This is a genomic window from Amycolatopsis nigrescens CSC17Ta-90, assembly GCF_000384315.1.
Taxonomy (GTDB): domain Bacteria; phylum Actinomycetota; class Actinomycetes; order Mycobacteriales; family Pseudonocardiaceae; genus Amycolatopsis; species Amycolatopsis nigrescens.
On sequence record NZ_ARVW01000001.1, the window covers coordinates 2,359,191 to 2,384,669 of the forward strand.

The following is a 25,479-nucleotide window of genomic DNA, read 5'->3' on the forward strand; positions in this document are numbered from 1 at the left end:
GCCACTCCCCTGCCTCTCACCCGGATGGGCGTTACTCGTGCGGGACGGGACGGCCGGGCTGCTCACCGCCGCGCGATTCGCCGTAGGAACGCTTCGGCACCATCACCTTGCGGCGGAAGGTGCAGACGATCAGCCCGTCCTGCTTGTACCCGCGAGTTTCCACGTACACCACGCCGCGGTCGTCCTTGGACTTCGACGGGGTCTTGTCCAGCACCTCGGTCTCACCGTAGATGGTATCGCCGTGGAAGGTCGGCTTCACGTGCTTGAGCGACTCGACCTCCAGGTTCGCGATCGCCTTCCCGGAGATGTCCGGCACGGACATGCCCAGCAGCAGCGAGTAGACGTAGTTGCCGACCACCACGTTCTTGCCGAAGTCGGTGGTCTCCTGCGCGTAGTGCGAATCCAGGTGCAGCGGATGGTGGTTCATCGTGATCAGGCAGAACAGGTGGTCGTCGTACTCGGTCACCGTCTTGCCAGGCCAGTGCTTGTACACCGCGCCGACCTCGAACTCCTCGTAGTAGCGCCCGAACTGCACGAAATCCTCCTCGCCGGGTAACGCCTGGTGAGCCTGGAACGACAGGCTTGAATGCTGAGGAGTACCCTCAACTATTGGTGATCGCGCGTCAACGCGAGCGCGGACACATACGGTCACAAGCCCCCGGCCCAAGGAGGTGAGGAACGCAAGATGAGTAGTGGCGATAGTCCGCTCCCTAGTAAGCCCAGCGTTCCCGTTCCGCCGGCGGCCTGCTTCTCCGCTTAGTAGGCACCTCCGCGTGATCGCCGACGCTGGCAGCTTGACGAGACGTCCAGTGCCGAGCGGTGCACTTCCCGCCCGGCGCGTCGTAGCCACCCGCACGACCGCGTCCAGGAGAAGCCATGCCTGCTATCCCGTCCCTCGGCGGCCTTCGCGGCCGGGGTAACGGCCGCCCGAACCGTGCCGCCGAGCGCCCGTTGCCGGTGCCGCTGTCCGCGTATGTCGTCGACTGCGCGGTCTACGTCGACGGCAAGCGGCTGAGCGGGCGCTGGACGCACGACGAGGCGATCAAGGAGGTCCGGCGCCGGGGTGACGGGTTCGTCTGGATCGGGCTGCACGAGCCGGACGAAGAGCAGATCCAGGGCATCGCGGACACCTTCGGCCTGCACGAGCTGGCCGTCGAGGACGCGGTGCACGCGCACCAGCGGCCCAAGCTGGAGCGGTACGACGACATCCTGTTCATGGTGCTCAAGACCGTCCGGTACGTGGCGCACGAGTCGCCGACCACGGCGAACGAGATCGTGGAGACCGGCGAGCTGATGGCCTTCCTCGGCCGGGACTTCATCGTCACCGTCCGGCACGGGAACCACTCCGGCCTGGCCAGGCTGCGCAGCGAGCTGGACGCCGAGCCGGAGACGCTGCGGCACGGGCCGTCCGCGGTGCTGCACGCCATCGCCGACCACGTGGTGGACCACTACCTGGACGTCACCGACCGGCTGGAAGGCGACATCGACGACATGGAGACGCTGGTGTTCGCGCCGCGCTCCTCGGTGACCGCCGAAACGATCTACTTCATGAAGCGCGAGGTGCTGGAGCTCCGCCGCGCGGTGATGCCGCTGGCCACCCCGCTCAAGCGGCTGGCCGAGGGCTACACCCGGCTGATCCCGGACGAGGTGCGGTCCTACTTCCGCGACGTGGACGACCACCTGACCACGGTGTCCGAGCGCGTGGTGAGCTTCGACGAGCTGCTCACCACGTTGGTGGACGCCACCCTGGCCAAGATCACGCTGCAGCAGAACATGGACATGCGCAAGATCACCGCGTGGGCGGCGATCGTCGCGGTGCCCACCGCGGGGGCCGGGATCTACGGGATGAACTTCGACTTCATGCCGGAACTGCACTGGCGCTTCGGCTACCCGCTCACGGTCAGCGTGATTCTCGGCGTCTGCCTCCTGCTCTACCGAATATTCCGGAAGAACCGATGGCTCTAGCGGCCTGACCCGCCGCGCACCCGTTCCTTCCCGAATACCTCTCGCAGGAGGACCTTGTCATGGCACGTCTGTTCACCAACATCAAGTTCTGGGCGCTCGCGCTGGCGCTGGTCTGGATCGTGGTCATCGTCGCGATCATCGCGCAGGACCCCGGCTTCGCGCAGGGCCGATCCTGAGCGGCGGCCTTACCCTGGTCGCATGCTCCGCGCGCTGGTGGTCGCCGACGAGGTCGACGAGTGCCTGTGGGCCGGTGCGGCCCGCGAGTGCTCGGTCGACCTCGTGCTCGGCGCCGGCGACCTGCCGTACTCGTACCTGGAGTTCCTTGCCGGCGCGGTGGACCGGCCGTGCGTGTTCGTGCCCGGCAACCACGACCCGGACCTGACCGGCTTCACCCGGTACGGCGGACTGTCCATGCGGGACGGTTTCCCGGCGACATGGCCGGGCCCTGCCGGCGGGATCAACGCGGACGGCAGGGTGGTGGACGTGGCCGGGCTGCGGATCGCCGGGCTCGGCGGTTCGGTCCGCTACAACGACGGGCCGAACCAATGGACGCAGAAGCAACAGGCCCGCCGTGCCAGGCGGCTGGTCCGCTCGGCGAAGCGCAAGCGCCGCCGGGACGGGCACGGGGTGGACGTCCTGCTCACGCACGCTCCCCCGCTCGGCGTCGGCGATCGCGAAGATCCGCCGCACCGCGGTTTCCACTGTCTGCACCGGACGGTCCAGGAACTGCAGCCGGAATGGTTGCTGCACGGGCATATCCATCCGTACGGCGAGCATCTCCCGGAGCATCGGATGGGCCGCACCCGGGTCCGCAACGTGGTCGGCAAGCAGATCATGGAGTTCTGACTATGAACGCCAAGGACACTGGTTTCCCGCGCGCGGACGCGGAACACGACTTCCTTCGCGCGCGCCGCCGTCAGGTGCTGTCCCGGCTGGCGACCTGGCTGCGCCGCGAGCCGGACGACGTGAACATCATGCTGCCGTTCCACGAGGTGGTGGACGCGCTCGGCTACCTCAGCGAGCGGCGGATCGGGCTGCGGGTGATCCGGCTGGACTCGATCGTGGGCAGCGTGGACCGCGGCCGCGACTTCGACCGCCGGTTCCGGCCCACTTCCGGCCGGGTGCGGCAGCGGTGGGAGCGTCTCGCGCTGGCCGCCCGGCGCGGCGAGGAGATCCCGCCGATCGAGGTGTACCGGATCGGCGAACTGCACTTCATCTCCGACGGCCACCACCGGGTCTCCGTGGCGCACGCGCTCGGACTGTCCACAATAGAGGCTTATGTCACCGAGGTGCGGACCAAGCTGAACCCGGCCGGCATCCGCTACCGCGGTGATCTGATCGTCAAGGACTACCGGCGGCTCTTCCTGGAACGCGTTCCGCTGACCGGCCAGGCCCGCGCCGCGATCATCGTCTCCGACCCGTGGAACTACGCCCACCTCGGCGAGCACATCGAAGCGTGGGGTTTCCGGCTGATGCAGGACGAAGGCGCGTTCCTGGATCGCGCGACGGTGGCCCAGCGCTGGTACGACGAGGAGTACGTGCCGGTGGTCGGCATGCTGCGCCAGGCCGACCTGGTCGGCGACCGCACCGAGGCCGAGGCGTACATGTGGGTCGCCGGCGAGCGCTACCGGCTGATCCGCACCCACCGCTGGGACGACGACGTCATCGAAACCCTCCGCTCCCGCCGCTGACCCGCTGATGCAGCGAAGGCCACCTTCGCTGCGTTGAACGCAGGCAAGGTGGCCTTCGCTGCAAGTCGTCACATGTGGACGGCGGGGGGAGAGGACTCGGTGTGGACGGGGACGCCGGGGCGGAGGAGCAGGCCGCAGATCACGGCGCCGGCCGCGAAGATCACCGCGGACCAGCCGAACGCGGTGGTGTAGCTGTGCACCGACGCCTCGGCGATCAGCTGCGGGGTGGGCGCTTTACCGGCGGTGAACGAGGCCGTGGCGTTCGCGGCCAGCGTACTCAGCAGCGCGGTGCCGATCGAGCCGCCGATCTGCTGGGCGGTGTTCACCGTGGCCGACGCGACCCCGGCGTCGGCGGCCGCCACGTTCATCGTGGCCACGCTCATCGCCGGCGCCATCGCCAGGCCGAGCCCGAGGCCGACGATCATCAGCGGGAACAGCACGCCGTTCAGGTACGTGCTTTGCACGTCGATCCAGCTCACCCAGACCATGCCGACCGCCGCGGTCAGCATGCCGAGCCCGACCAACGGCCGTGCCCCGAACCGCGGCAGCAGCACACTGGTCGCGCTGGTCGCGCCGATCATCAGCGTCGCCACCATCGGCATGAAGGCGACCCCGCTGGTGATCGGCGAGAAGCCGAGGTTCAGCTGCAGGTAGAAGGTCAGGAACAGGAAGATCGCGAACATCCCGACGCTCATCAGGAACATCGCCAGGTACGACCCGCCCCGGTCGCGGTCGAGCAGCACCCGCATCGGCAGCAGCGGGTGCGCGGAACGGTTCTGCAGCACCACGAACACCGCGAGCATGGCCACGCCGGCGAGCAGGAAGCCCCAGACCGACACCGAGGACCAGGAGTCGGACTCGGCGTTGGCGAACCCGTAGACCAGCGCGAACAGACCAGCCGAAGCGGCCACCGTGCCGGGCACGTCCAGCTTGGGCCTCGGCCCGGTGACCGGCCGCTCGCGCAGCAGCACCGCGCCACCGGCGAAGGCCAGCACGGCGAAGATGACGTTCACGAACATGCACCAGCGCCAGTCCAGGTACTCGGTCAGCACCCCGCCGAGCAGCAGGCCGATCGCCGCACCGCTGCCCGCGATGGCGCCGAAGATGCCGAACGCCTTACCGCGTTCCTTGGGATCGGTGAAGGTGGTGGTGAGCAGCGACAGCGCGGCCGGTGCGAGCAACGCGGCGAACACGCCCTGCGCGGCCCGCGCGACCAGCAGCATCTCGATCCCGTTCGCCGCCCCGCCGATCGCGGAGACCGCGGCGAACCCGGCGAGGCCGACCAGGAAGGCCAGCCGGCGGCCGAACAGGTCGGCCACCCGGCCGCCGAGCAGCAGCAGGCTGCCGAAAGCGAGCGCGTAGGCGGTGACCACCCACTGGCGGGCCTCGTTGCTGAAGCCGAGGTCCTGCTGGGCCGAGGGCAGCGCGATGTTCACGATGGTCGCGTCCAGCACGACCATCAGCTGGGCCAGCCCGATGACCCCCAGGATCAGCCAGCGGCGGGCGTGCTGCCGGTCGGCGTGCCCCGGCCCGGCCTCGGGTCTTGGCGCGAGCGCGGCGGTTGACTGTGCCATGGATTTCCCCTTGCAAGCTATGTGGAGTAGTTCTCTCCCCTTAGCTCAGCACGTTACCAACGAAACGGAGATGATGCCTCTACTTAGTGCTAGAATCGGGCCATGACCCGGGACACATGTCCCGCCGCTTCGGCGCGGCCGTTGCGGCGCGACGCCGAACGCAACCGCCGCCGCATCCTCGACTCCGCCAGGCAGGTCTTCGGCGAACGCGGCCTGGAAGCCACCCTGGACGACATCGCGCACCACGCCGGCCTCGGCGTCGGCACCGTCTACCGCCGGTTCCCCAGCAAGGAACACCTGGTCGAGGCCATGTTCGCGGAGCGGCTGGACGAGATCGGCAAGCTCGCCGAGCAGGCGCTGAAGCAGGTCGACCCGTGGGCGGGCCTGGTCCAGTTCATGTGGCAGACCGCGGAGATGCACACCGCCGACCGCGGGCTCCGGCAGATCATGCTGAGCAAGGAGTTCGGGCACGGCCAGGTGGAGCAGGCCCGCCTCCGGCTGGCCACGCCGATCACCGAGGTCTTCGAGCGGGCGCAGCGGGCCGGCAAGCTCCGGCCGGACGTGCGGGCCACCGACCTGCCGATGGTGCAGCAGATGGTCGGCGGGGTGGCCGAGTACACCCACGAGGTCCAGCCCGAGCTGTGGCGGCGCTACCTCAGCTTGCTGCTCGACGGACTGCGCGCCCAGCCCGGCGCGCCCACCGACCTGACCCAGGAACCGCTGGACGAGGACGCGCTGGAAGAAGTGATGTGCAGCTGGCGGTGGAACCGCCGCTGACTAGGAAGGCGCCGACGCGCGCCGCGCCCAGAACAGCGCGTGCCCGCCGTCGCCCTCCGGCACGAAGTCGCGGTCTTCGACCAGCAACCCGGCCTCGCCAAGCCAGGAATCGTAGGTTTCCGCGTCGGCCTGGCTCCACCACATGGTCGCGCCGCTGCCGAGCCAGTCAGACTCGGCACCCGTGGTCGCGCGGTGGCCGGTGGTGGCGAGCAGCCTGCCGCCCGGCCGGAGCCAGCCCGCGATCCGGTTCAGCAGCGCCGGCTGCTCCGGCAGCGGGAGGTGGATCAGCACGTACAGGCACACCACGGCGTCGAAGGAGTCCGCGGGAAAGCGCAGCGCGGTCGCGTCGGCGCGGTGGAAGGTCGCGGCCGGAACCAGCTCGCGGGCCCTGGCGATCTGCACGTCGCTGAGATCGACCCCGGTCACGTCGTGCCCGGTCGCGGCCAGCGCGCGGGAGACCGGAATCCCGCAGCCGCAACCGAGATCGAGCACCCGTCCCCGCTCGGGCAGCACCTCGGACAGCCTGGCCAGCCACGGCCCGTACTGGCCGTCTCCGGCGTCGTCGGCCCGGTAGTGCCGGGACGCCGCGTCGTAACCGCGCCGGACGGTCTCCTTCGGATCCGCTGTCATGGCAGCGAAACTAGGAGACCGGGCGCGGTGGCGGCTACAGCTTTTCGGCCCGCAGGTGCTCCCGCGCCCACGCGTCGAAGCTGGTGAGCGGGATGCCGAGGTCCTTCGCGTACTGCGGGCGGGCCGGCTGGCCCGCCGCGTTCAGCCACTCGTGCGAAGCGCCCATCGCCGGCATTCCGGCGGCGAAAGCCTCCTCCTCGGTCATCTCCGGCGCGGACAGTTTCGCGCCAACGGCACCGGAAAGGACCTCGGCGATCTCCGTCATCGAGAGATAGTCGCTCGCCAATTCCAGCTCGACCCCGTCGAACCGCTCCGGCGCGGTGATCGCCGCGACGGCCGCCCTGCCGATGTCCGCCACCGCGACCAGTGACAACCGGGTCTGCGGTTTCACCACGCTCACCAGGCCGCCTTCGATACCGCGCGGGAACAGGAAAGCCATGGACGGCAAGAAGTTCTCCATGAAGAAGGCCGGCTTGAGCAGCGTCCAGCGGGGGAAGCCGGCCGCGCGGACCCGGTCCTGGATCGCGCTCTTGGCGCCGAGGGTTGCTTCCATCGAAGCCCAGCGGCCTTCGTCCCAGCCGGGAGTTTCGGTGTGCTGCCCTGCGCCGCTGACGGAGGTGTGCACGAACTGCGGCACTCCGGCAGCCTTCGCGGCCTCGACGAGGTTGACGCCCTGTGCCACCTCCCCTGCGAAATCGGGGCCTTCCGCGGTCATGCCGGGCATCTGCACGGAGAAGACCGCGCGGGCACCCTTGGCGGCCCGGAGCACGGAATCGCGGTCGTGCAGATCGCCGGTGACCAGCTCGGCGCCGAGTGCCTCGACGGCCTTGGCCCGGTCGGTGGCCGGGTCGCGCACCAGCGCGCGGACCGGAACGCCGGCCGCGCGCAGGGCGCGGGCGGTGGCGCCGCCCTGTCTGCCGGTGGCACCGGTGACCAGGACGGGCGCGGAACCTGTGGACATGCTGCTCCTCGGGCATTCATTAAACGGCGGGGCCCGCCGTTTCCTTACCGGTACGATACGGCGGGGCCCGCCACTTAGCAAGCTTCGAGAGGACGCCATGCCCGAAGGTCAGCGCGCCGACGCCCGGCGCAACTACACGCGGATCCTCGCCGTGGCCGAGGCGGAGGTCGCCGCGCACGGTGCCGGCGCCTCCCTGGAACAGATCGCCCGCACCGCGGAAGTCGGCTCGGCGACCGTGCGCCGGCACTTCCCCACCCGCCGCGCGTTGCTGGAGGCGGTCTCCGGGAAGCGGATCGAAGCCCTGTGCGTCCGCGCCAACGATCTGACCGGCCGGGGTGACAGCCGGGACGCACTCCTGGAATGGCTCAGCGAGGTCGTCACCTACTGCGTCTCCGCCAGGGGCCTGGCGGCCGCGCTGGCCTACGACGGTGCAGAAGTCGAATCCGTGCACGAGAACAGCTGCTCGTCGGCGCTGGAAGTGGCAGCGGGCCCACTGCTGCTCCGCGCCGCGCGGGATGGCGCGGTGGCGGCGGGCGTCACGGTCGCGGATCTGATCACGCTGATCGTCGGCATCGTGCTGGCCACGGAACACCACCCCGACCACGCCGCCAGGGCGGACCGGCTGTTCCGGCTGGCCGTCGCGGGACTGAGCCCGCGGGACGGGGACTAGGGCACCGGCTGGAAGCCTTCGGCCGCCGCAGCATCGCGAAGTCGCTTGTCGAAGGCCGCGAACGAACGGCAGCCGGGTTCGGTGGAGGCCACCAGCTGCGCGGTGGCGAGCTGCACCGCGTCGTAGGCGCGAAGCCCGTGCACCCCGGTCAGCCTGGCCGCCACCTCAAGCACGAGCGTTGAGACCTGCACGACGCTGAACCGCGCCGGGCTTTCCGGCGTGCCCCGATAGTCGGCCTCGAACTCGTTCACCAGCAGCCGGACCTGTTCCGCGGTCAACGCGCCGGTTCGCTGCTTCCCCCACAGCGCGGCGGGCACCTCGACCCGCGAAATCTCCGAGATCATCAATCCCCGCAGCGACCGGACGTATTCGTCACCCGGCTCGTCCGCATAGATCTTGACCAGTGCCGAAGTATCGGCGAACGTGCTCACCGGTCGCCGCGGTCTTCGATGACGAAGTCGGAAAGCGGTTTGCCCTTACCGGCCGCCTTGCGGGCCCTGGCGACCGCTTCCGGGTCCGGCCTTGACGCGACCGGGGTCGTCTTGACCAGCAGGCCGACCCGGTCGAGCCGCTCGCGGATCCGTTCCATCTCGTCGCCGGCGAGGTCCGGGTTCGTGGCCGCGTCGAGCACCCGGGTCAGGTACTCGTTCATGCTCCGGCCGGACCTCTCGGCGGCGCGACGGACACGGTCGACGAGTTCGTCCGAGGCTCGCCAGCTGACTTGGGACATGCATGCATGCTAGCAAGTTGCTTGCATGCATGCATGTCCCCGAGCCGCTATTCGCCTGAATAGGTGAGGTTCTTACCCGAAGCCGGGTCGAAGAGCTGCACCTTGTCGGTGTCGTACCAGAGCTCGACGCTCGCACCCTCGCTGGCCGCGGAGGCCGCGGACAGCCGGGTGACGATCTGCGAACCCCCGCCCGGCACGTCGGAAGACCCGCTGTCGGCGGCCAACTCGGCCAGTTCGGAGGAACTCGCCAGCTCCCCCTCCACGGTGAAGTGGGCGTACTTCTCCGAGCCCATCGACTCCAGCACGTCCACCTGCGCGGTGAAGGTCGCTCCGCCGCCCTTCTGCGCGTCGTCCAGCAGCGCCGCGTCCTCGAAGTGCTCGGGACGGATACCGGCGATCACCTCGCGCGGCGCGTCCGCGGCCTCCGCCAGCCGGCGCACCCGGTCGGACAGCGGGTGGTTGCCGAGCGGGCTCTGCAACTGCCCGTCCGCCAGCGTGGCCGGCACGAAGTTCATCGACGGCGAGCCGATGAACCCGGCCACGAACAGGTTGGCCGGCTGGTCGTAGAGGAACTGCGGCGAGCCGATCTGCTGCACGTCGCCGGCCCGCAGCACCACCACCCGGTCGCCGAGGGTCATCGCCTCGGTCTGGTCGTGCGTGACGTAGAGCATCGTGGTGCCGAGCTGCTTCTGCAGCTTCGACACCGAGGTGCGCATCTGGCCGCGCAGCTTGGCGTCCAAATTGGACAGCGGCTCGTCCATCAGGAACGCCTTGGGGCTGCGCACGATCGCCCGACCCATCGCCACCCGCTGCCGCTGGCCACCGGAGAGGTTGGCCGGCTTGCGGTCCAGGTGCTGGGTCAGGTCCAGGATCTGCGCGGCCTCGTCGACCTTCCGCTTGACCTCGGCGTCGGCCATCTTGGCCAGCCGCAGCGGGAAGGCCATGTTCTCCCGCACGCTCATGTGCGGGTACAGCGCGTAGGACTGGAACACCATCGCGATGTCCCGGTCCTTCGGCGCCCTCTCGTTCATCCGCTCGCCGTCGATGCGCAGCTCACCGGAGGAGATGTCCTCCAGGCCGGCCACCATGTTCAGCGTGGTGGACTTCCCGCAGCCGGACGGGCCGACCAGGATGATGAACTCACCGTCGGCTATCTCGATGTTCACTTCGGAGACCGCGAGCGCACCGTCGGGGTACTTCTTGCTCACCTTGTCGAGAACGATCTCAGCCATGCTTACCCCTTCACCGCGCCAGACGTCAGCCCCGCGACGATGCGGCGCTGGAAGAACAACACGAACAGAATGATCGGAATGGTGATCACCACGGCGGCCGCGGCGATCGTGCCGGTCGGTTCCTCGAACTGCGAGGCACCGGTGAAGAACGACAACGCCGCCGGCACCGTGCGCGACGCCTCGGTGGACGTCAGCGAGATGGCGAACAGGAAGTCGTTCCAGCAGAAGATGAACACCAGGATCGCGGTGGTGAACACGCCCGGTGCGGCCAGCGGGGCGATCACCTTCCGGAATGCCTGCGCCGGCGTGGCGCCGTCCATCTTCGCCGCCTTTTCCAGCTCCCACGGGATTTCCTTGAAGAACGCGGAAAGCGTGTAGATCGCCAGCGGCAGCGCGAACGTGATGTACGGCAGGATCAGGCCCGGCCAGGTGTCGAACAACCCGAGCTGGCGCTCGATGTTGAACAACGGGCTGACCAGCGACACCTGCGGGAACATCGCGATCAGCAGCGAAACCCCGACCAGCACCTGCTTTCCGGGGAAGTCGAGCCTGGCGATCGCGTAGGCCGCCATGGTGCCGAGCACCACCGCGATCACGGTCGCGATCACCGCGATGCCGATCGAGTTGATCAGCGCGCGGATGAACTCGTTGGTGACGAAGATGTCCTTGTAGTTCTTCAGCGTCCATTCCGTCGGCCAGAACCCGCCGTCGTCGAGCGCCTTTTTGGACTTGAACGACAGCGAAGCGATCCACAGCACCGGGAACAGTGCGTAGACGACCACCAGGATGTCGATCAGGCCCCATTTGACCTTGCGGCCGGTGGTGACCGCGCCTCCCATCACCATCAGCGCTTCCCCCCTTGGTCGGAACCGGGTGCGGCGGTGCCGAACACCTTGATGAAGATGAACGCGATGATCGCCACGGTCAGGAAGATCAGCACGGACATGGTGGACCCGATGCCAAGGTTGAGCCCTTTGATCAGGTTGTTGTAGGTCTGCATGGACACCGACGCGGTATCTTGCGCGCCCTTGGTGAGCACGAAGATGTTGTCGAAGATCCGGAACGCGTCCAGGGTGCGGAACAGCAGCGCCACCAGGATGGCCGGCTTCATCACCGGGATCATCACCTTGGTGAACCGCTGCCACGCGTTCGCGCCGTCCATCGACGCCGCCTTGAGCAGGTCGTCCGGCACCAGCGCCAGCCCGGCCATCAGCAGCAGCGCCATGAACGGCGTGGTCTTCCACACCTCGGCCAGGATGATGATGGCCATCGACGGCAGCCGCTCGGTGAGCAGCGCCGAGTCCGGCGCGAGCAGGGTGGCCAGGTAGCCGGTGTCCGGCGTCCAGGCGAAGTACCAGGAATACGCCGCCGCCACCGTCACGATGCCGTACGGGATCAGCGCCACCGTGCGGACAAGGCCGCGGCCGACCAGCGTGCGGTGCATGATCAGCGCCAGCGCCATGCCGAGCACCAGCTCGATCGCCACCGAGACCACGGTGAGCAGCATCGTGGTGCCGAACGCGGTCCACCAGTAGGAGTTCGACAGCACCGAGACGTAGTTGTCGAAGCCGATGAACTCCTTCTCCGCCGGGAACCTCAGGTCGTAGCGTTGCAGCGAGAGCAGGAACGAGTAGATGATCGGCCAGCCGGTGACCGCGATCATGACCAGCGCGGCCGGCGCGCACAGCAGCAGGCCGAGCCGCCGTTCCGCCTTCTTTCCCTCGCTCAGCGCGGGTTTGGCCTTCTTCGGTTTCTTCGCGCTCGCCGGAGCATCTGCGATGGCATGACTCACGGGATCACCCCCTTGGACTGAAGCGCCTCGTTGAGCTGGTCGCGCAGCTTGTCGGCGGTGGAGCGCGGATCGATCGCCGACGGCGGGGAAAGCAGCTTCGAGATCACCGTGGACAGCGTCTGGTACGCCGGGGTCGGTGGCCGCAGCGCGGCGTTCTTCAACGCGGTCAGGATGGTCTCGCGCATCGGGTACTTGGTGTCCATGCTCGGGTTGTCGTCACCGGCGGGCTTGGCCGGATCGAGCGGCACGGTGTCGGTGTAGATGGACTCCAGGCTCGGCGGCACCCCGTCCTTGAGCGCGGAGAACTTCTGGCTTTCCGCGCTGCGCAAGCACAGTGCCGCCTCGAAGGCTTCCGGCTTGTGCTTGGAGTACGGGCTGACCGCGAGGTCGTAGCCGCCGATGGTGGTCTTCGCCGGCTGGCCGGGATTCACCGAAGGGTAGGTGGTCCACCTGAAGTGCGGCAGGTCCGCCTTCTTGTCCTTGGCGTAGGAGGGGTAGACGAACGGCCAGTTCAGCTCGAACGCGCCGTTGCCCTTCTGGAAGGCCTGCCGGACCTCGTCCTCCTTCTGGTTGGTCAGCGAAGGATCGGTGATGCCGGTGGAGGTGACCTGCTTGAGGATCTCCAGCGCCTTCACCGCGCCTTCGTCCATCACCACGGACTTGCCGTCGTCGGACAGGATGTGCCCGCCGGCGGACTCGACCAGGGTGTTGTAGATGACGACGAGGCCCTCGTATTGGGCACCGGTGAACAGCACCTGGTTCGGCTTGCCCTCGGCCTTGAGCCGCTGCGCGTCGGCGATCATCTCGTCCCAGGTCGCCGGCGGCTTCGGGGTGACCCGGTCGTCGTACCAGAGCAGCTGGACGTTGGTGTTCTTGGTGGCGCCGTAGAGTTTTCCGTCCAGCTTGGCGGTTTCCAGCGGTCCTGGCAGCACCCCGGCCTCGGCCTTGGCCTTGTTCTCGCCGGTCCACTCCTCCGCCCAGCCGGCCTTGGCGAACTCGGCCACCCAGGTGACGTCGAGGCCGAGGATGTCCAGCTCCTCGTCGCCGGCGGCCAGCCTGCGCACCATCTGCTCGCGCTGGCCGTCCGCGTCGCGCGGCAGCTTGTTGTAGACGATCTCGTAGCGGTTGCCCGCCTGCTTGTTGCAGTTGTCGACCACGCTCTGGAACGTGTCTTCGGGCGCGTAGTAGATATTGACCTTCAACCCGGTCGCCGCGCCGCAGCCGGTCAACAGGCCGGCGGCCAGCACTCCCGCACCGAGCGCGGCGAACGTCCGGCCCGGTGGCCTTCCACGCCTGCGTTTCCTGCCCGGCATGTTCAGGCGCTCCCTCGCGGGAGGCTCTTGCCGCTTCCCCATTCGGACTCCTTCTCAGCGCGCACGCCCGGCGCGGGACCGGCCCGAAATGCCGCGCGGCGAGGAGAAGCACCGCACCCGCACCCCGACGTGCATGACGCTGGGCGGGAAGTTCACGTACCACCCGCCCAACTGGTGCTGAGCAACCTATGCCGGGCGATCACGGCCCGCAAGCAGTATCCGTAACGATTCAGGAAAATAGCCCCGCGTCCCCTGGACGGGGGAAAACTCGCCAGGGTAACGGGTGAATCGGGGGTCAGCCGGAAGAGCGGTCCAAGACTGGTCGGAGTGTGTCAGCTCGTTGAGCCAGAAGGCCGCATGGCCAGCTTCGCGAGCAGATCCCGGCCCTGTTCGGCGTTGCGCGGCTGGCACAGCACGTCGTAGCGGCCGGCCACCAGCTGGCTGCTCGAGGAGAAGTCCCGGCGGCCGCGGGTGGAGGCGTAACTGATCGCCGCGAAGATCAGCGCGAACAGCACACCGGTCAGCATGCCGACCAGGATCGGCGCGTAGCTGACCCCCTGCGAGTTGAACATGCTCAGCAGGATGCCGATGAGCAGGCCGAACCAGGCACCGGAGACGGCAGCGGTGCCCAGCACCTTGCCCCAGGACAACCGGCCGATCACCCGCTCCACCAGCATCAGGTCGACCCCGACGATGGTCACGTCCTGGACGGTGAAGTCATTGTCGGCGAGGTGTTCCACCGCGCGCTGCGCTTCGGAGTAGTTGTCGTAGGAACCGATCGGCCATCCGGTGGGTGGCGTTGGCAGGCGTGGCTGCCCGGCGGCCGGCCGTCCGGCTGACGAAAAAGGACCGCTCACGATCATCACCTGTGCTGTCGAAGAGGGGTGGGTGCCCCTTCTATCCTGCCAACCAGCCGCTCAACACGCGAATGCGCCCTCAGTCAAGCCTCAAGTCCGTGAAGGCCACCTTGCCTACCTTGAACGTAGGCAAGGTGGCCTTCACGGACAAGCGGGGGCTGGCGGGGGTCAGGATTTGGACTTGTATTCGCGGAGGAGGCCGCGGCTGATGATGGTCTTCTGGATCTCGCTGGTGCCCTCGCCGATCAGCAGGAACGGCGCCTCGCGCATCAGCCGCTCGATCTCGTACTCCTTCGAATAGCCGTAGCCGCCGTGGATCCGGAACGCGTCCTGGGTGACCTCGGCGCAGTACTCGCTGGCGATCAGCTTGGCCATCCCGGCCTCGACGTCGTTGCGCGCGCCGGTGTCCTTCAGCCGCGCCGCGTTCACCATCATCAGGTGCGCGGCCTCCACCTTGGTGGCCATTTCGGCGAGCTTGAACGCGATCGCCTGGTGCTCGGCGATCGCCTTGCCGAAGCTCTTGCGCTGCTGGGCGTACTCCACCGCGAGCTCGAACGCGCGGATCGCGATCCCGCAGGCGCGCGCGGCCACGTTCACCCGACCGACCTCGATCCCGTCCATCATGAAGGAGAAGCCCTTGCCGGGCTGTTCGCCGAGCACCCGGTCGGCACCGATCTCGAACCCGTCGAACACCGCCTCGGTGGTGTCCACGCCCTTGTAGCCCATTTTCTCGATCTTGCCGGGAATGGTCAGCCCCGGCGCCACCTCGCCGAACCCCTCCGGCTTTTCCACCAGGAACGTGGTGAGGTTCTGGTGCGCCTTCTCCGCGCCCTCGTCGGTCTTGACCAGCAGCGCGATCAGGTTCGAGCTGCCACCGTTGGTCAGCCACATCTTCGAGCCGTCGATGCGGTAGGAGTCGCCGTCCTTGCGGGCCCTGGTCTTGATCGCGGCCACGTCCGAACCGAGGTCCGGCTCCGACATCGAGAACGAGCCGCGCACCTCACCGGTGGCCATCCTGGGCAGGAAGTGCTTCTTCTGCTCCTCGGTGCCGTGCCGGGAGATCATGTGCGCCACGATGAAATGGGTGTTGATCACCCCGGACACGCTCATCCAGCCGCGCGCGATCTCCTCCACCACCAGCGCGTAGGTCAGCAGCGACTCGCCGAGCCCGCCGTACTCCTCGGGAATGGTGATCCCGAACAGGCCCATCTCCTTCATGCCCTCGACGATGTCCGACGGGTAGGTGTCACCGTGCTCGAGCTCCTGGGCGTGCGGGATGACCTCCTTGTCCACGAACGAACGGACCGTGGACAGGATCTCGGACTGCACATCGGTGAGGCCGGCGGTCTGGGCGAGGCGGGCCATGCGAGCTCCCTTTCGTGGTGGCGCTGGTTACCGGTGAGTATGACCGCTGGGCGCGACGGCCGCTATGAGATGCTCACCTCTGGGGGAAGCCACCACCGCTCCTTCCCGCAGGACCGAGCGCAAAGGCAGTATCGATGGCGGACCCCGAACACCCGTACGAGTACTCGACGTCCGCCCCGGTGCCGGCCACGGCGAGTGGCAAGCGCGATGCCGACCTCGCCGTCGTGGCGCTGATCTGCTCCTGCACGGGGATCCTGTTCTGCGGCCTGTCCACCGTCATCGGCATCGTGCTCGGCCATGTCGCCTACCGCCGGGCCGGCCGCGGCGAGGTGGACGGCCGGGGCATGGCACTGGCCGCGATCATCGTCGGCTACACGATCGTCGCACTCTGGTTGTCCCTGCTGGCCGTGGTCCTGATCCTGCTGTCCGGCCGGAACTAGCCGTCCTCGGGGGACCTCGGCACCGGCGGCTGGCTGCCGTTGCTCGCCTCCGGCTCCACCCGATGGCTCTGCTGCCCGCCGGCGTCCTTGGTGGCGGCGTCGAGGAACCGCAGCAGCTCCACCGGGAACGGCAGCACCAGCGTGGAGTTCTTCTCCGCGGCCACCTGCACCACGGTCTCCAGCAGCCGCAGCTGCAACGCGGCCGGGGTGTCGGCCATGGCGGCCGCGGCCTGGGACAGCTTGTGGGACGCCTGCAGTTCACCGTCCGCGGAGATCACCCTGGCGCGACGCTCGCGTTCCGCCTCGGCCTGCCGCGACATGGAGCGCTTCATCGTCTCCGGCAGCGCGACGTCCTTGATCTCCACCCGGTCGATCTGGATGCCCCAGTCCAGCGCCGGGCTGTCGATCATCAGCTCCAGGCCCTCGTTCAGCCGCTCCCGGTTGGAGAGCAGGTCGTCCAGGTCGCTCTTGCCGATGATCGAGCGCAGCGAGGTCTGCGCCACCTGGCCGACCGCGGACCGGTAGTCCTGCACGTTCACCGCGGCCAGCACCGGGTCGATCACCTTGAAGTAGACCACCGCGTCCACCCGGACGGTGACGTTGTCCCTGGTGATGCCGTCCTGCGCGGGCACCGGCATGGTGATGATCTGCATGTTCACCTTCTGCAGCCGGTCCACACCCGGCACCAGGAAGGCGATGCCCGCCTCGCGGACCTTCGGCCGGACCCGGCCGAAGCGGTACACCAGCCCGCGTTCGTACTGTCTGACCACACGGACTCCACTGGCGAGCCCGACGGCTCCGACGGCGACGATCGCGGAGAAGATTTCCACCAGCATGGCAGCTCCCGGGTACACGTCCCCCTACTCGATCGTACTCCGCACCGGCCACCGGAAAACCGTTCGACGGCACTGGGATGCTGGCCGCGTGAACGAGCTGAAGATCCCTGCCACCTTCGCCGAGAAAGCCGTGGAGCTGGGCGACGGCGCGCGTGACTGGCTGGCTTCGCTGCCGGGGCTGGCGTCGCACTACGCCCGCGAGTGGGGGCTGCGGTTCGAAGGCGAGCCGATGCACGGCTATGCCGGCGTGGTGCAACCCGCCCGCCGCGCGGACGGCACCCAGGTCGCGCTCAAACTGGGCTGGCAGGACGAGGACACCCGCGACGAACCGATCGCACTGTCCACATGGGCCGGTCGTGGTGCGGTGCTGATGCTGGAGCACGACCCCGCGACCGGCGTGCTGCTGCTGGAGCTGCTGGACGCGAGCCGGTCGCTGAACGACGAGCCGCTCGGCAAGGCGATCGAGGTGGCCGGGGAACTGGCCCGGCGGCTGGCCGTACCGGCACCCGCGGAGCTGTCCCGCGAACAGCGCACCGAGGCGAAAGAGCTGGTCGAGGAGCTGCCGCGGTCCTGGCACGACCTCGGTGAGCCTTTCGGACGGCGGCTGGTGGACGCGGCCGTGGAGGTGTGCCGCGACCTCGGCCCGTCCTCGGGGTCGCTGCTGGTGAACGAGGACCTGCACTTCGAGAACGTGCTCGCCGGTGCGCGCGAGCCGTGGCTGGTGATCGACCCGAACCCGCTCGCCGGCGATCTGGAGTTCGGCGTGATCCCGTTGCTGTGGAACCGTTCCACGGAGTCCACTCTGGACGAACGGATGGCAGCCGTGGTTTCCGCGATGGGCCTGGACGCCGACCGCGCCCGCACCTGGACGCTGGTCCGCGCGGTGCAGAACTGGCTGTGGATGGTCGAAGACGAGGAAGAGATCGACAACACCGGCGATCCCGCCTACGCCACCGCTCCCGTGATCGCCGAGTGGGCCGCCTCGAGCACGCACTGACGCGCTGACGCGCTGAACACACCGCGCCCGCTGAAGCGCGCGAACCGGCCGGGGAGCCGATAGCCTGGCGCCATGGCCGCCGTGAACAGGGTTTTCGCAGCTCAGCTGGCAGGACTGCCGGTGTTCGGCCCGGATGGCGAGTCGATCGGGAAGGTCCGTGACCTGGTCGCCGGGCTGCGCCTGGACCATCAGCCGCCGCGGGTGCTCGGGCTGGTCGTGGAGCTCACCACCCGCCGCCGCGTGTTCGTGCCGATGCTGCGGATCACCTCGATCGAACCGAACGCCGTGACGTTGGCCACCGGCTCGGTCAACATGCGCCATTTTCACCAGCGCCCCAACGAAGTGCTCGTGCTCGGCCAGTTGCTCGACGCGCACGCGCGGCTCGGTACCGCGGAGAGCAGGGTCACCGTGGTGGACGCCGCGATGGAGCCGACCAGGACCAGGGACTGGGTGATCGCCAAGCTGGCCGTGCGGGAGCGCAGCACCCGGCTCGGCCTCGGCCGTCGCCGTACCGCCCTGCAGGTGCTGCCGTGGTCGGAGGTGGCCGGGCTCGGCCTGACCGACCTGTCCGGTCAGCCGCAGGGTGCCGGGCAGCTGCTCGTGCTGTTCGACACCATGCGCGCGGTGGACGTCGCGGTGACCCTGCGCGACCTGCCGGCCAAACGGCGGTACGAGGTGGCCGACGCGATGGACGACGAGCGGCTCGCGGACGTGATCGAAGAGCTGCCGGAGGACGACCAGAAGGACCTGATCGCGCACCTGCCGGAGGAGCGGGCCGCGGACATCCTCGAGGCGATGAACCCGGACGACGCCGCCGACCTGCTGGGCGAGCTGGCACCGGCGGAGCAGAGCAGGCTGTTGGAGCTGATGGAGCCGGAGGAGTCCGAACCGGTCCGCCGGCTGCTGGCCTACTCCTCCGATACCGCGGGCGGGCTGATGACCCCGGAGCCGGTGGTGCTCACCCCGGACGCCACCGTGGCCGAGGCGCTGGCCAGGATCCGCAACGCGGAGCTGCCGGCCGCGCTGGCCAGCATGGTGTTCGTCTGCCGCCCGCCCACCGAGACCCCGACCGGCCGCTACGTCGGCTGCGTGCACTTCCAGCGGCTGCTGCGCGAGCCGCCCGCCGAGATGGTCGCGACCACCGTCGACTCGGATCTGCCCGCGCTGCGGCCAGGTGCGCCGCTGTCCGAGGTCACCCGTTATTTCGCCGCGTACAACCTGGCCTGCGGGCCGGTGGTGGACAGCGAGGACCACCTGCTCGGCGCGGTCACCGTGGACGACGTGCTGGACCACCTGCTGCCGGAGGACTGGCGCGAGACCGGGTTGCACGACGTGACCGGGGACATCCCCGAGGAGGTGGGCAATGCCTGAGCTGCTGTCCAGGCGCCGGCTGGACCAGCCCCGCCGGTCCAGCCGGTTCGCGATCAACATCGACCCGGACACCTTCGGCAGGCTCACCGAGCGCATCGCCAGGTTCCTCGGCACCGGCAAATACCTGTTCTGGCAGACGCTGCTGGTGCTGGTCTGGATCGTGCTGAACCTCACGGCGGTGTCGCTGCGCTGGGACCCGTACCCGTTCATCCTGCTCAACCTGGCCTTTTCCACCCAGGCCGCGTACGCCGCGCCGCTGATCCTGCTGGCGCAGAACCGGCAGGACGACCGGGACCGCGTCTCACTGGACGAGGACCGCAACCGGGCCGCGCAGACCAAGGCCGACACCGAATATCTCGCCCGTGAGCTGGCCGCGCTGCGGCTGGCGGTCGGCGAGGTGGCCACCCGCGACTACCTCCGCGGCGAGCTGGACAAACTGCGTGAGGACCTGAACACCAAGCCCCGCAAGAGCAAGGGCGGCCGCGCGGACGAAGCCCGCGGCGGTCATCCGTAACATGGGGGGAGCAACATCTAGTCCCCCACCGAAGGCCGGTGCTCGAGCAGTGACCAGCACACAGCAGATTCCCAGTGTCGAAGATGTCCGGAACGCGCTCAAGGACGTCTACGACCCCGAGATCAAAAAGCCGATCACCGACCTCGGCATGGTCAAGGACGTGGAGGTCGGCGCGGACGGGCTGGTCACGGTCGGCATCTACCTCACGGTGGCCGGCTGTCCGCTCAAGGCCACCATCACCAAGGACACCACCGAGGCGGTCAAGAAGCTCGACGGTGTCAAGGACGTGCGCGTCGAGCTGGACGTGATGAGCGACGAGCAGCGCACCGAGCTGCGCAAGTCGCTGCGCGGCGACGCCAAGGACCCGGTGATCCCGTTCGCCCAGCCCGGCTCGCTGACCAGGGTGTACTGCGTGGCCTCCGGCAAGGGCGGGGTCGGCAAGTCCAGCGTCACGGTGAACCTGGCGGTGGCGATGGCCGAGCGCGGCCTGTCCGTCGGTGTGGTGGACGCGGACATCTACGGGCACTCGGTGCCGCGGATGCTCGGCGCGGGCGAGAAGCCGACCAAGGTGGACACCATGATCATGCCGCCGCAGGCGCACGGCGTGAAGGTGATCTCGATCGGCATGTTCACCCCGGGCAACACGCCGGTGATGTGGCGTGGCCCGATGCTGCACCGCGCGCTGCAGCAGTTCCTGGCCGACGTGTTCTGGGGCGATCTGGACATCCTGCTGCTGGACCTGCCGCCGGGCACCGGCGATGTGGCGATCTCGGTCGCCCAGCTGATCCCGAACGCGGAGATCCTGGTGGTCACCACCCCGCAGCAGGCCGCCGCCGAGGTGGCCGAGCGCGCCGGCGCGATCGCGATGCAGACCAGGCAGCGGCTGGCCGGCGTGATCGAGAACATGTCCTGGCTGGAGATGCCGGACGGCTCCCGGATGGAGGTCTTCGGCTCCGGCGGCGGTCAGGCCGTGGCGGACTCGCTGACCAAGTCCACCGGCGCCACCGTGCCGCTGCTCGGCCAGGTGCCACTGGACCCGCGGCTGCGTGAACAGGGCGATGTCGGCACCCCGATCGTGCTCGCCGAGCCGGACGCCCCGGCCGCACAGGTACTGCGCGAAACCGCGTCGAAGCTGTCCACCCGCGCCCGCGGCCTGGCCGGCATGATGCTGAACGTCACCCCCGCCGGCCGCTGACCCTCGACACAGCCCGAAAACCCCCGAGCGCAGTCCCCCACCCAACCCGGGGGGCCGCCCCGCTCCAGTCTATCCGGCCCCCACGCGGTTTCCGCCGCGCGCGAGCGAGTTGTCCACAGGACGGGCCGACTGTGCACAACCGCGCGACAGCGGCAACAGCGCTGACAGCGCTGACAAACGCGCGGCCGAACGGCCGAAGCTCAGGCTCAGGTGGCGTCCGGGTCGACCGGCGGTTTTTCGCCCGGCTTGAGGGATTCCGGCTGGCTCGGCGCCGAAGTCGCGCCGGCGCCGGGGTAGCCGTTCGGCTTGCTACCGCCGTTGCCGCCGCCGTTGCCGTTGATGTTGTTCAGGCCGAGCGGGTCCGGGTCACCGTCGAACAGGTGCTGAGTGACCACTCGCTTCGGGTCGAAGTTCCGCAGCCCGCGCAGATCCTCCAGCGGTTTGCGCAGCTCGTCGAACTCCGGGCCCATCTCCTCGCGGAGCTGCTGACGGGCCCCGGTGGCGAACTCGCGGACCTTGCGCATGCTCTTGCCGACCCAGGCGGCCGCCTCCGGCAGCCGCTCCGGGCCGAGGATGAACAGCCCGGCGACGATGAGCACGAGGATCTCGCCCCAGCCAACGCTCTCGAACACGCGAACCTCCGCCTCAACGGGCTTTTCCACCCAGCCGAACCCAGCGTACCGCCAGAAGTCAGTCCGACCCCAGCGTCACGTCCACGGTGAGCGGACGGCCCTGCCGGACCAGCTGCACCGGTACCCGATCCCCGACGTTGTGCGCACGGACCGCGACGGTCAGTTCCGGCGAGTCGCGCACCACGCGATCGCCGACCTTGGTGATCACGTCGCCCTCGGCGATCCCGGCCTGCGCGGCGGGCCCGCCACCGACCACGTTCTGCACCTTCGCGCCGGACTCGGTGTCCGCGACCACCGAAGAAGCGTTGATGCCGATCTCGGCGTGCTGGACCTTGCCGTCCTTGATGAGTTTCTGCGCGATGTTGATCGCGTAGTCGCTGGGGATCGCGAACCCGAGCCCCACACTGCCGCCCTCGCCGTTGCTGGTGCCGGTCTTGATCGAGGAGTTGATCCCGACCAGCGCGCCGCTGGAGTCCACCAGCGCGCCACCGGAGTTACCGGGGTTGATCGAGGCGTCGGTCTGGATGGCGTCATAGGTGACCAGCGCCTCGCCGGGGTCGCCGCCCGCGCTGACCGGCCGGTTGAGCGCGCTCACGATGCCCTGGGTCACCGTGTTCGCCAGGCGCTGCGGCGAACCGATCGCGAGCACGGAGTCGCCGACGGCCAGGTCCGCGGACTTCCCGATCTGCATCACGGTGGGATTGCGCACGCTCACCTTGATCACCGCGAGGTCCGTCTTGGGATCGGACGCGACCAGCTTCGCCTCGCCCCGCGAACCGTCCACGAACACCGCGCTGATCTTCATCTTCGGGTCCTTCGCGGCGGGGTCGATCACGTGTGCGTTGGTCAGCGCGTATCCCTGCGGATCGATCATCACGCCGGAGCCGGTGACCCCCGGCTGGTCCGGCCCGGAGGTCACGTCGATCTTGATCACCGCCGGGGCGACCCGCTTGGCGATGTCGGACACCGAGCCGGGGGCCCGCTCCTTGCCGCCCTCCGCTTCGGCGATGGTGGCCTGGCCGGTGAGCGAGTCACCGGTGTCCGCCAGCCACCAGCCGACCAGCCCACCCAGCGCGCCGACCAGCAGCGCGACCACCCCGAGCAGACCCAGCGCGACCGGCTTCACCCGGCGGCCGAACAGCACCTCGGGCAGGGACAGCAGCGCGCCCTTCGGCCGCTCCTCGTCCTCGTCGTCCGCTGCGTCGGTGCGCAACGCCGGGCTGCCGAGCACCGCGCCGGCGCCCGGGTCACGCCACGGATCGGCCGGTGCGGACCACAGCGGAGGTTCCGCGCCGTTCCCGCCGGGACCGGACCCGTTGTCGTCACGCGGCCGCTGAAGCCGCACGCCCGGAGTGTCCTGGGGGCGGCTGAATGCCTCGGCGAGCGACTCCGGTGGGGGTGGCGCCAAGGTGACGCCCTCGGCTTCCTTGCCGTTGCGCGCATCCGGGGCGTAGAGCCGGTCGAAGGCACCGGTCACCCCGCGCGGCCTGCCGAACGTCGCCGCCTGCGCGGGGTCCACCGCGGGTTGCGCCACCGGCCGCGGCATGAGCCTCGGCTCACGCTGCGGTGCGCCGGGACGGTCCTGGTGCGAGTTCGGCTGGCTCATCATTCCCCGAGCTGGATAGGTGCTTCACACGCCGTTTCGGCGAGCGCGTCTGCCGGCGTGACGATACCTCCGCAGTTTGCCGTCAGACCGGTGAAGTGCGCGTTGCCTTGTCTGCCAGGGCGAACGCGGCTCAGCGCTGCGCGACGAGCGGGGTGGTGCCGGTGGGCAGCGGCGTCGGCAGCGGCGTGCTCAGCGATGTAGTCGGCGTGCTCAGCGATGTGGTCGGCGGCGGGGCGACCCCGCCGAACTGCGCGCGCAGCACGTTCGGCGGCGTACCGCCGACTGGTTCGGTGTTCACCTCGTTGGTGCCACCGCCGCCGGAGGTCGCCACCAGGGCCAGCGCGCTCAGCACCAGGCCGGACACCACGACGCCGGCACCCTGTGCGGCACGGCGGCGGGCCGAGCCGAGCACGTTCGGCGAGTTGCCCAGCGGGGCAGACGAGCCGAGCGGAGCCGGTCCGCCCAGCACGCCGGAGGAACGCAGGCCGGCCACCCGGTCCGGACGCTGGATCGCGACCAGCTGACCGTCCTCGGTGATGGCCAGGTTGTCCGGGGTGGTGGACACCTCGGTGTGTTCGGGGATGGAGCGGAGGCTGTCCAGGAAACCGGCCGACATCGAAGGCGACTCGGCGCGTTTCACCGCGGCACGGGCCTGGCGCTGGGCACCGACCTCGGCGGCGCAGCTCGGGCAGCGGGCGACATGCGACGCGGCGCGGTCCTGCGCACCGAGGGAAAGCTCACCGTCCACGTAAGCGACTACCGCGTCGGGAAGCAGATGCGACTCGGGAAGGCCCCAACCTCGCAGCTCGCTCATACCGGAACTACCTCTTCCCGCCGGAGGGCGCGCCTGCGCTCGAGCGAGGCTCGCAGTGCCTGCCGGCCACGGTGGATCCGGCTGCGCACGGTGCCGAGCTTCACGCCCAGCGTCGCGCCGATCTCTTCGTAGGACAGGCCTTCCACGTCACACAACACGACCGCCGCGCGGAACTCCGGCGGCAGCTCGTCCAGCGCTTCCTGCAGGTCAGGGTCGAGATGGGTGTCGGAGTACACCTGCTCAGGGCTCGGGTCGTCACCGACGATCCGGTCGGTGTCCTCCGGCAGGCCCTCCATCCGCACCCGCGAACGGCGGCGGGCCATGTCCAGGAAGAGGTTGGTGGTGATCCGGTGCAGCCAGCCTTCGAAGGTGCCGGGCTTGTACGACGCGAGGGAGCGGAACACCCGGATGAAGGTCTCCTGGGTCAGGTCCTCGGCGTCGTGCGCGTTACCGGTGAGCCGGTACGCGAGCCGGTAGACGCGGTCCGCGTGTTCACGCACGACCTCGTCCCACGACGGGGGCGTCCACGCGGTCTCTTCGACCGTCACGGGCTCGACCTCGGTCGCGAGCTGCGCGTCCTTCGTCTCGGTCTTCTGCATCGGCTGGGAAGGCACCTCCATCAGGTTCGTCTCCCTACTACTCCACCCAACGCGGCTCATCCGCACGGTGTTCCCGGTATGTCAGACGTAGTTTCGCCGACTTCCTTATGGTTGTAGTGAGACAGCGCTGAGAAGAGCCTGAGAGAACAAGGCGCGGACGTGCCAGGCAGCCTGCACGTATTTATCGACAACCCCCGCTAACCTGCCCCAGTGAGCTCCGAGACCCACACCTCCGCCGCGGCGGATCACACCGACTGGGCTGATTACGTCGAGGGCTACCTGCCCGACGACGAGGTGCTGGTCGCGGCCCGTGGCCGGTCCGCGGACTTCGGCTGCGCACCGCTGAGCCCGGCGGGCGGCTCGGCCCTGCGGTTCCTGGCGGCCACCCTGCAGGCGCGGGCAGTGGTGGAGATCGGCACCGGCGCCGGGGTCAGCGGGCTGTACCTGCTGCGCGGGATGGCCGAGGACGGCGTGCTCACCACCATCGACATCGAGCCGGAGTACCACCGCGCCGCGCGCCGGACCTTCTTGGACGCCGGCTTCCCGGCCGGCCGGATGCGGCTGATCATGGGCCGCGCGCTGGACGTGCTACCCAGGCTGACCAGCGGCGGCTACGACCTGGTGTTCGTCGACGCGGCCAGGGTCGAGTACCCGAGCTACTTCGCGCACGGCGTGCACCTGCTGCGTCCCGGCGGGGTGATCGCGTTCCACAACGTGCTGGCCGGTGCCCGGCTCGGCGACCACACGCGACGGGACCCCGAGGCGCTCGCCCTGCGCGAGCTGGCCAGGGAGATCCGCGAGGACGAGCGGCTGGTGCCCGCGCTGCTCCCGGTCGGCGGCGGCCTGCTCGTCGCCACCGCATGCTGAGCGACGTTTCCCCAGGTCAGACGTCGTGAGTGAAAAGTGTTGCCCTGGCAA

28 protein-coding genes are annotated in these 25,479 nt (G+C 69.1%); 11 read left to right on the forward strand and 17 right to left on the reverse strand.

All coding sequences use genetic code 11. From position 1 onward, the window contains the following. Window positions 1–31: 31 nt before the first annotated feature. The gene (locus tag AMYNI_RS0110835; RefSeq protein ID WP_020668029.1) at window positions 32–535 is read right to left on the reverse strand and encodes a MaoC family dehydratase; all 504 of its coding nucleotides are present in this window, start codon (window positions 533–535) and stop codon (window positions 32–34) included. 341 nt (window positions 536–876) lie between these two features. Here AMYNI_RS0110835 and AMYNI_RS0110840 point away from each other — a divergent pair, with 341 nt between their 5' ends. The 3 genes from AMYNI_RS0110840 (at window position 877) to AMYNI_RS0110855 (ending at window position 3,656) form a co-directional block, all read left to right on the forward strand. After that, on the forward strand, window positions 877–1,965 hold the full coding sequence (locus AMYNI_RS0110840; RefSeq protein WP_026360289.1) for a magnesium and cobalt transport protein CorA: 1,089 nt from the start codon (window positions 877–879) through the stop codon (window positions 1,963–1,965). Window positions 1,966–2,163: 198 nt separating this feature from the next. Continuing rightward, window positions 2,164–2,811 (forward strand): metallophosphoesterase family protein, encoded by a 648-nt coding sequence (locus AMYNI_RS0110850; RefSeq protein ID WP_020668032.1) that lies wholly within the window; start codon window positions 2,164–2,166, stop codon window positions 2,809–2,811. 2 nt (window positions 2,812–2,813) lie between these two features. Further along, window positions 2,814–3,656: a chromosome partitioning protein ParB gene (locus AMYNI_RS0110855; protein ID WP_020668033.1), complete on the forward strand. Its 843-nt coding sequence runs from the start codon at window positions 2,814–2,816 to the stop codon at window positions 3,654–3,656. Window positions 3,657–3,724: 68 nt separating this feature from the next. On the opposite strand, the gene AMYNI_RS0110860 is transcribed toward AMYNI_RS0110855, so the two are convergent. Then, window positions 3,725–5,230: an MFS transporter gene (locus tag AMYNI_RS0110860; RefSeq protein ID WP_020668034.1), complete on the reverse strand. Its 1,506-nt coding sequence runs from the start codon at window positions 5,228–5,230 to the stop codon at window positions 3,725–3,727. Window positions 5,231–5,332: 102 nt separating this feature from the next. Here AMYNI_RS0110860 and AMYNI_RS0110865 point away from each other — a divergent pair, with 102 nt between their 5' ends. Further along, window positions 5,333–6,007, forward strand: a complete 675-nt coding sequence (locus AMYNI_RS0110865) for a TetR/AcrR family transcriptional regulator (protein ID WP_020668035.1) — start codon at window positions 5,333–5,335, stop codon at window positions 6,005–6,007. Here the strand turns inward: AMYNI_RS0110865 and AMYNI_RS0110870 are convergent, their stop codons facing one another. After that, complete coding sequence (locus AMYNI_RS0110870; RefSeq protein WP_020668036.1) at window positions 6,008–6,637, reverse strand: class I SAM-dependent methyltransferase; 630 nt, start codon at window positions 6,635–6,637, stop codon at window positions 6,008–6,010. A 34-nt stretch (window positions 6,638–6,671) separates the two neighbouring features. Further along, window positions 6,672–7,598 carry an NmrA/HSCARG family protein gene (locus AMYNI_RS0110875; RefSeq protein ID WP_020668037.1) on the reverse strand — a complete coding sequence of 309 codons (927 nt, stop codon included), beginning with the start codon at window positions 7,596–7,598 and terminating at the stop codon, window positions 6,672–6,674. A 97-nt stretch (window positions 7,599–7,695) separates the two neighbouring features. On the opposite strand from AMYNI_RS0110875, the gene AMYNI_RS0110880 reads away from it, so the two are divergent. Beyond that, window positions 7,696–8,268, forward strand: a complete 573-nt coding sequence (locus AMYNI_RS0110880) for a TetR/AcrR family transcriptional regulator (RefSeq protein ID WP_020668038.1) — start codon at window positions 7,696–7,698, stop codon at window positions 8,266–8,268. Here AMYNI_RS0110880 and AMYNI_RS0110885 read toward each other — a convergent pair. The 8 genes from AMYNI_RS0110885 to AMYNI_RS0110920 form a co-directional block, all read right to left on the reverse strand. After that, window positions 8,265–8,699, reverse strand: a complete 435-nt coding sequence (locus AMYNI_RS0110885; protein WP_020668039.1) for a type II toxin-antitoxin system VapC family toxin — start codon at window positions 8,697–8,699, stop codon at window positions 8,265–8,267. The genes AMYNI_RS0110880 and AMYNI_RS0110885 overlap by 4 nt on opposite strands. Further along, the gene (locus AMYNI_RS0110890; RefSeq protein ID WP_020668040.1) at window positions 8,696–8,998 is read right to left on the reverse strand and encodes a transcriptional regulator; all 303 of its coding nucleotides are present in this window, start codon (window positions 8,996–8,998) and stop codon (window positions 8,696–8,698) included. Before AMYNI_RS0110890 ends, AMYNI_RS0110885 begins: the two co-directional genes overlap by 4 nt. A 47-nt stretch (window positions 8,999–9,045) precedes the next feature. Next, complete coding sequence (locus AMYNI_RS0110895; RefSeq protein ID WP_020668041.1) at window positions 9,046–10,230, reverse strand: ABC transporter ATP-binding protein; 1,185 nt, start codon at window positions 10,228–10,230, stop codon at window positions 9,046–9,048. 2 nt (window positions 10,231–10,232) lie between these two features. Continuing rightward, window positions 10,233–11,075 (reverse strand): carbohydrate ABC transporter permease, encoded by an 843-nt coding sequence (locus tag AMYNI_RS0110900; protein WP_020668042.1) that lies wholly within the window; start codon window positions 11,073–11,075, stop codon window positions 10,233–10,235. Beyond that, window positions 11,075–12,022, reverse strand: a complete 948-nt coding sequence (locus AMYNI_RS0110905) for a carbohydrate ABC transporter permease (RefSeq protein ID WP_020668043.1) — start codon at window positions 12,020–12,022, stop codon at window positions 11,075–11,077. The genes AMYNI_RS0110900 and AMYNI_RS0110905 overlap by 1 nt, the downstream gene beginning before the upstream one ends. Beyond that, window positions 12,019–13,377, reverse strand: coding sequence for an ABC transporter substrate-binding protein (locus AMYNI_RS0110910; RefSeq protein WP_084628353.1), 1,359 nt, complete (start codon window positions 13,375–13,377; stop codon window positions 12,019–12,021). The genes AMYNI_RS0110905 and AMYNI_RS0110910 overlap by 4 nt, the downstream gene beginning before the upstream one ends. Before the next feature lie 290 nt (window positions 13,378–13,667). Next, window positions 13,668–14,198, reverse strand: a complete 531-nt coding sequence (locus AMYNI_RS0110915) for a YflT domain-containing protein (RefSeq protein WP_026360292.1) — start codon at window positions 14,196–14,198, stop codon at window positions 13,668–13,670. Window positions 14,199–14,360: 162 nt separating this feature from the next. Continuing rightward, the gene (locus AMYNI_RS0110920; protein WP_020668046.1) at window positions 14,361–15,557 is read right to left on the reverse strand and encodes an acyl-CoA dehydrogenase family protein; all 1,197 of its coding nucleotides are present in this window, start codon (window positions 15,555–15,557) and stop codon (window positions 14,361–14,363) included. A gap of 134 nt (window positions 15,558–15,691) precedes the next feature. Here AMYNI_RS0110920 and AMYNI_RS44340 point away from each other — a divergent pair, with 134 nt between their 5' ends. Beyond that, the gene (locus AMYNI_RS44340) at window positions 15,692–15,997 is read left to right on the forward strand and encodes a DUF4190 domain-containing protein (protein WP_020668047.1); all 306 of its coding nucleotides are present in this window, start codon (window positions 15,692–15,694) and stop codon (window positions 15,995–15,997) included. Here the strand turns inward: AMYNI_RS44340 and AMYNI_RS0110930 are convergent. Beyond that, window positions 15,994–16,833 (reverse strand): SPFH domain-containing protein, encoded by an 840-nt coding sequence (locus AMYNI_RS0110930; RefSeq protein ID WP_020668048.1) that lies wholly within the window; start codon window positions 16,831–16,833, stop codon window positions 15,994–15,996. The genes AMYNI_RS44340 and AMYNI_RS0110930 overlap by 4 nt on opposite strands. Before the next feature lie 88 nt (window positions 16,834–16,921). On the opposite strand from AMYNI_RS0110930, the gene AMYNI_RS0110935 reads away from it, so the two are divergent. The 4 genes from AMYNI_RS0110935 (at window position 16,922) to AMYNI_RS0110950 (ending at window position 20,910) form a co-directional block, all read left to right on the forward strand. Further along, entirely contained in the window at window positions 16,922–17,830 is a 909-nt protein-coding gene (locus AMYNI_RS0110935) for an aminoglycoside phosphotransferase family protein (RefSeq protein ID WP_020668049.1), read from the forward strand. A 72-nt stretch (window positions 17,831–17,902) separates the two neighbouring features. Then, window positions 17,903–19,201: a magnesium transporter MgtE N-terminal domain-containing protein gene (locus AMYNI_RS0110940; protein ID WP_020668050.1), complete on the forward strand. Its 1,299-nt coding sequence runs from the start codon at window positions 17,903–17,905 to the stop codon at window positions 19,199–19,201. Next, a complete protein-coding gene (locus tag AMYNI_RS0110945) occupies window positions 19,194–19,715 on the forward strand; it encodes a DUF1003 domain-containing protein (protein WP_020668051.1) in 522 nt (173 codons plus the stop codon). Before AMYNI_RS0110940 ends, AMYNI_RS0110945 begins: the two co-directional genes overlap by 8 nt. Before the next feature lie 49 nt (window positions 19,716–19,764). Further along, window positions 19,765–20,910 (forward strand): Mrp/NBP35 family ATP-binding protein, encoded by a 1,146-nt coding sequence (locus tag AMYNI_RS0110950; protein WP_020668052.1) that lies wholly within the window; start codon window positions 19,765–19,767, stop codon window positions 20,908–20,910. A 206-nt stretch (window positions 20,911–21,116) separates the two neighbouring features. Here the strand turns inward: AMYNI_RS0110950 and tatB are convergent, their stop codons facing one another. The 4 genes from tatB to sigE all read right to left on the reverse strand — a co-directional run bounded on the left by tatB (window position 21,117) and on the right by sigE (window position 24,582). Further along, window positions 21,117–21,542, reverse strand: coding sequence for a Sec-independent protein translocase protein TatB (gene tatB / locus AMYNI_RS0110955; RefSeq protein WP_020668053.1), 426 nt, complete (start codon window positions 21,540–21,542; stop codon window positions 21,117–21,119). A gap of 58 nt (window positions 21,543–21,600) precedes the next feature. Continuing rightward, window positions 21,601–23,151 (reverse strand): S1C family serine protease, encoded by a 1,551-nt coding sequence (locus AMYNI_RS0110960; protein WP_020668054.1) that lies wholly within the window; start codon window positions 23,149–23,151, stop codon window positions 21,601–21,603. A 127-nt stretch (window positions 23,152–23,278) separates the two neighbouring features. After that, window positions 23,279–23,962 carry an anti-sigma factor family protein gene (locus AMYNI_RS0110965; protein ID WP_020668055.1) on the reverse strand — a complete coding sequence of 228 codons (684 nt, stop codon included), beginning with the start codon at window positions 23,960–23,962 and terminating at the stop codon, window positions 23,279–23,281. Continuing rightward, complete coding sequence (sigE, locus tag AMYNI_RS0110970; RefSeq protein ID WP_020668056.1) at window positions 23,959–24,582, reverse strand: RNA polymerase sigma factor SigE; 624 nt, start codon at window positions 24,580–24,582, stop codon at window positions 23,959–23,961. Before sigE ends, AMYNI_RS0110965 begins: the two co-directional genes overlap by 4 nt. A gap of 189 nt (window positions 24,583–24,771) precedes the next feature. On the opposite strand from sigE, the gene AMYNI_RS0110975 reads away from it, so the two are divergent. Beyond that, window positions 24,772–25,428: an O-methyltransferase gene (locus tag AMYNI_RS0110975; protein ID WP_020668057.1), complete on the forward strand. Its 657-nt coding sequence runs from the start codon at window positions 24,772–24,774 to the stop codon at window positions 25,426–25,428. The last annotated feature ends 51 nt before the right edge of the window (window positions 25,429–25,479 follow it).

Bases quoted from the DNA above. Each gene is read 5' to 3' on its own strand.
- AMYNI_RS0110850 (WP_020668032.1), top strand. From the start codon at position 2,164: ATGCTCCGCGCGCTGGTGGTCGCCGACGAGGTCGACGAGTGCCTGTGG.
- AMYNI_RS0110860 (WP_020668034.1), bottom strand. From the start codon at position 5,230: ATGGCACAGTCAACCGCCGCGCTCGCGCCAAGACCCGAGGCCGGGCCG.
- AMYNI_RS0110920 (WP_020668046.1), bottom strand. From the start codon at position 15,557: ATGGCCCGCCTCGCCCAGACCGCCGGCCTCACCGATGTGCAGTCCGAG.
- AMYNI_RS0110880 (WP_020668038.1), top strand. From the start codon at position 7,696: ATGCCCGAAGGTCAGCGCGCCGACGCCCGGCGCAACTACACGCGGATC.
- AMYNI_RS0110900 (WP_020668042.1), bottom strand. From the start codon at position 11,075: ATGGTGATGGGAGGCGCGGTCACCACCGGCCGCAAGGTCAAATGGGGC.
- AMYNI_RS44340 (WP_020668047.1), top strand. From the start codon at position 15,692: ATGGCGGACCCCGAACACCCGTACGAGTACTCGACGTCCGCCCCGGTG.
- AMYNI_RS0110960 (WP_020668054.1), bottom strand. From the start codon at position 23,151: ATGATGAGCCAGCCGAACTCGCACCAGGACCGTCCCGGCGCACCGCAG.
- AMYNI_RS0110910 (WP_084628353.1), bottom strand. From the start codon at position 13,377: ATGGGGAAGCGGCAAGAGCCTCCCGCGAGGGAGCGCCTGAACATGCCG.
- sigE (WP_020668056.1), bottom strand. From the start codon at position 24,582: ATGGAGGTGCCTTCCCAGCCGATGCAGAAGACCGAGACGAAGGACGCG.
- AMYNI_RS0110890 (WP_020668040.1), bottom strand. From the start codon at position 8,998: ATGTCCCAAGTCAGCTGGCGAGCCTCGGACGAACTCGTCGACCGTGTC.
- AMYNI_RS0110855 (WP_020668033.1), top strand. From the start codon at position 2,814: ATGAACGCCAAGGACACTGGTTTCCCGCGCGCGGACGCGGAACACGAC.
- AMYNI_RS0110895 (WP_020668041.1), bottom strand. From the start codon at position 10,230: ATGGCTGAGATCGTTCTCGACAAGGTGAGCAAGAAGTACCCCGACGGT.
- AMYNI_RS0110915 (WP_026360292.1), bottom strand. From the start codon at position 14,198: ATGATCGTGAGCGGTCCTTTTTCGTCAGCCGGACGGCCGGCCGCCGGG.
- AMYNI_RS0110875 (WP_020668037.1), bottom strand. From the start codon at position 7,598: ATGTCCACAGGTTCCGCGCCCGTCCTGGTCACCGGTGCCACCGGCAGA.
- AMYNI_RS0110930 (WP_020668048.1), bottom strand. From the start codon at position 16,833: ATGCTGGTGGAAATCTTCTCCGCGATCGTCGCCGTCGGAGCCGTCGGG.
- AMYNI_RS0110840 (WP_026360289.1), top strand. From the start codon at position 877: ATGCCTGCTATCCCGTCCCTCGGCGGCCTTCGCGGCCGGGGTAACGGC.
- AMYNI_RS0110870 (WP_020668036.1), bottom strand. From the start codon at position 6,637: ATGACAGCGGATCCGAAGGAGACCGTCCGGCGCGGTTACGACGCGGCG.
- AMYNI_RS0110865 (WP_020668035.1), top strand. From the start codon at position 5,333: ATGACCCGGGACACATGTCCCGCCGCTTCGGCGCGGCCGTTGCGGCGC.
- AMYNI_RS0110965 (WP_020668055.1), bottom strand. From the start codon at position 23,962: ATGAGCGAGCTGCGAGGTTGGGGCCTTCCCGAGTCGCATCTGCTTCCC.
- AMYNI_RS0110940 (WP_020668050.1), top strand. From the start codon at position 17,903: ATGGCCGCCGTGAACAGGGTTTTCGCAGCTCAGCTGGCAGGACTGCCG.
- AMYNI_RS0110945 (WP_020668051.1), top strand. From the start codon at position 19,194: ATGCCTGAGCTGCTGTCCAGGCGCCGGCTGGACCAGCCCCGCCGGTCC.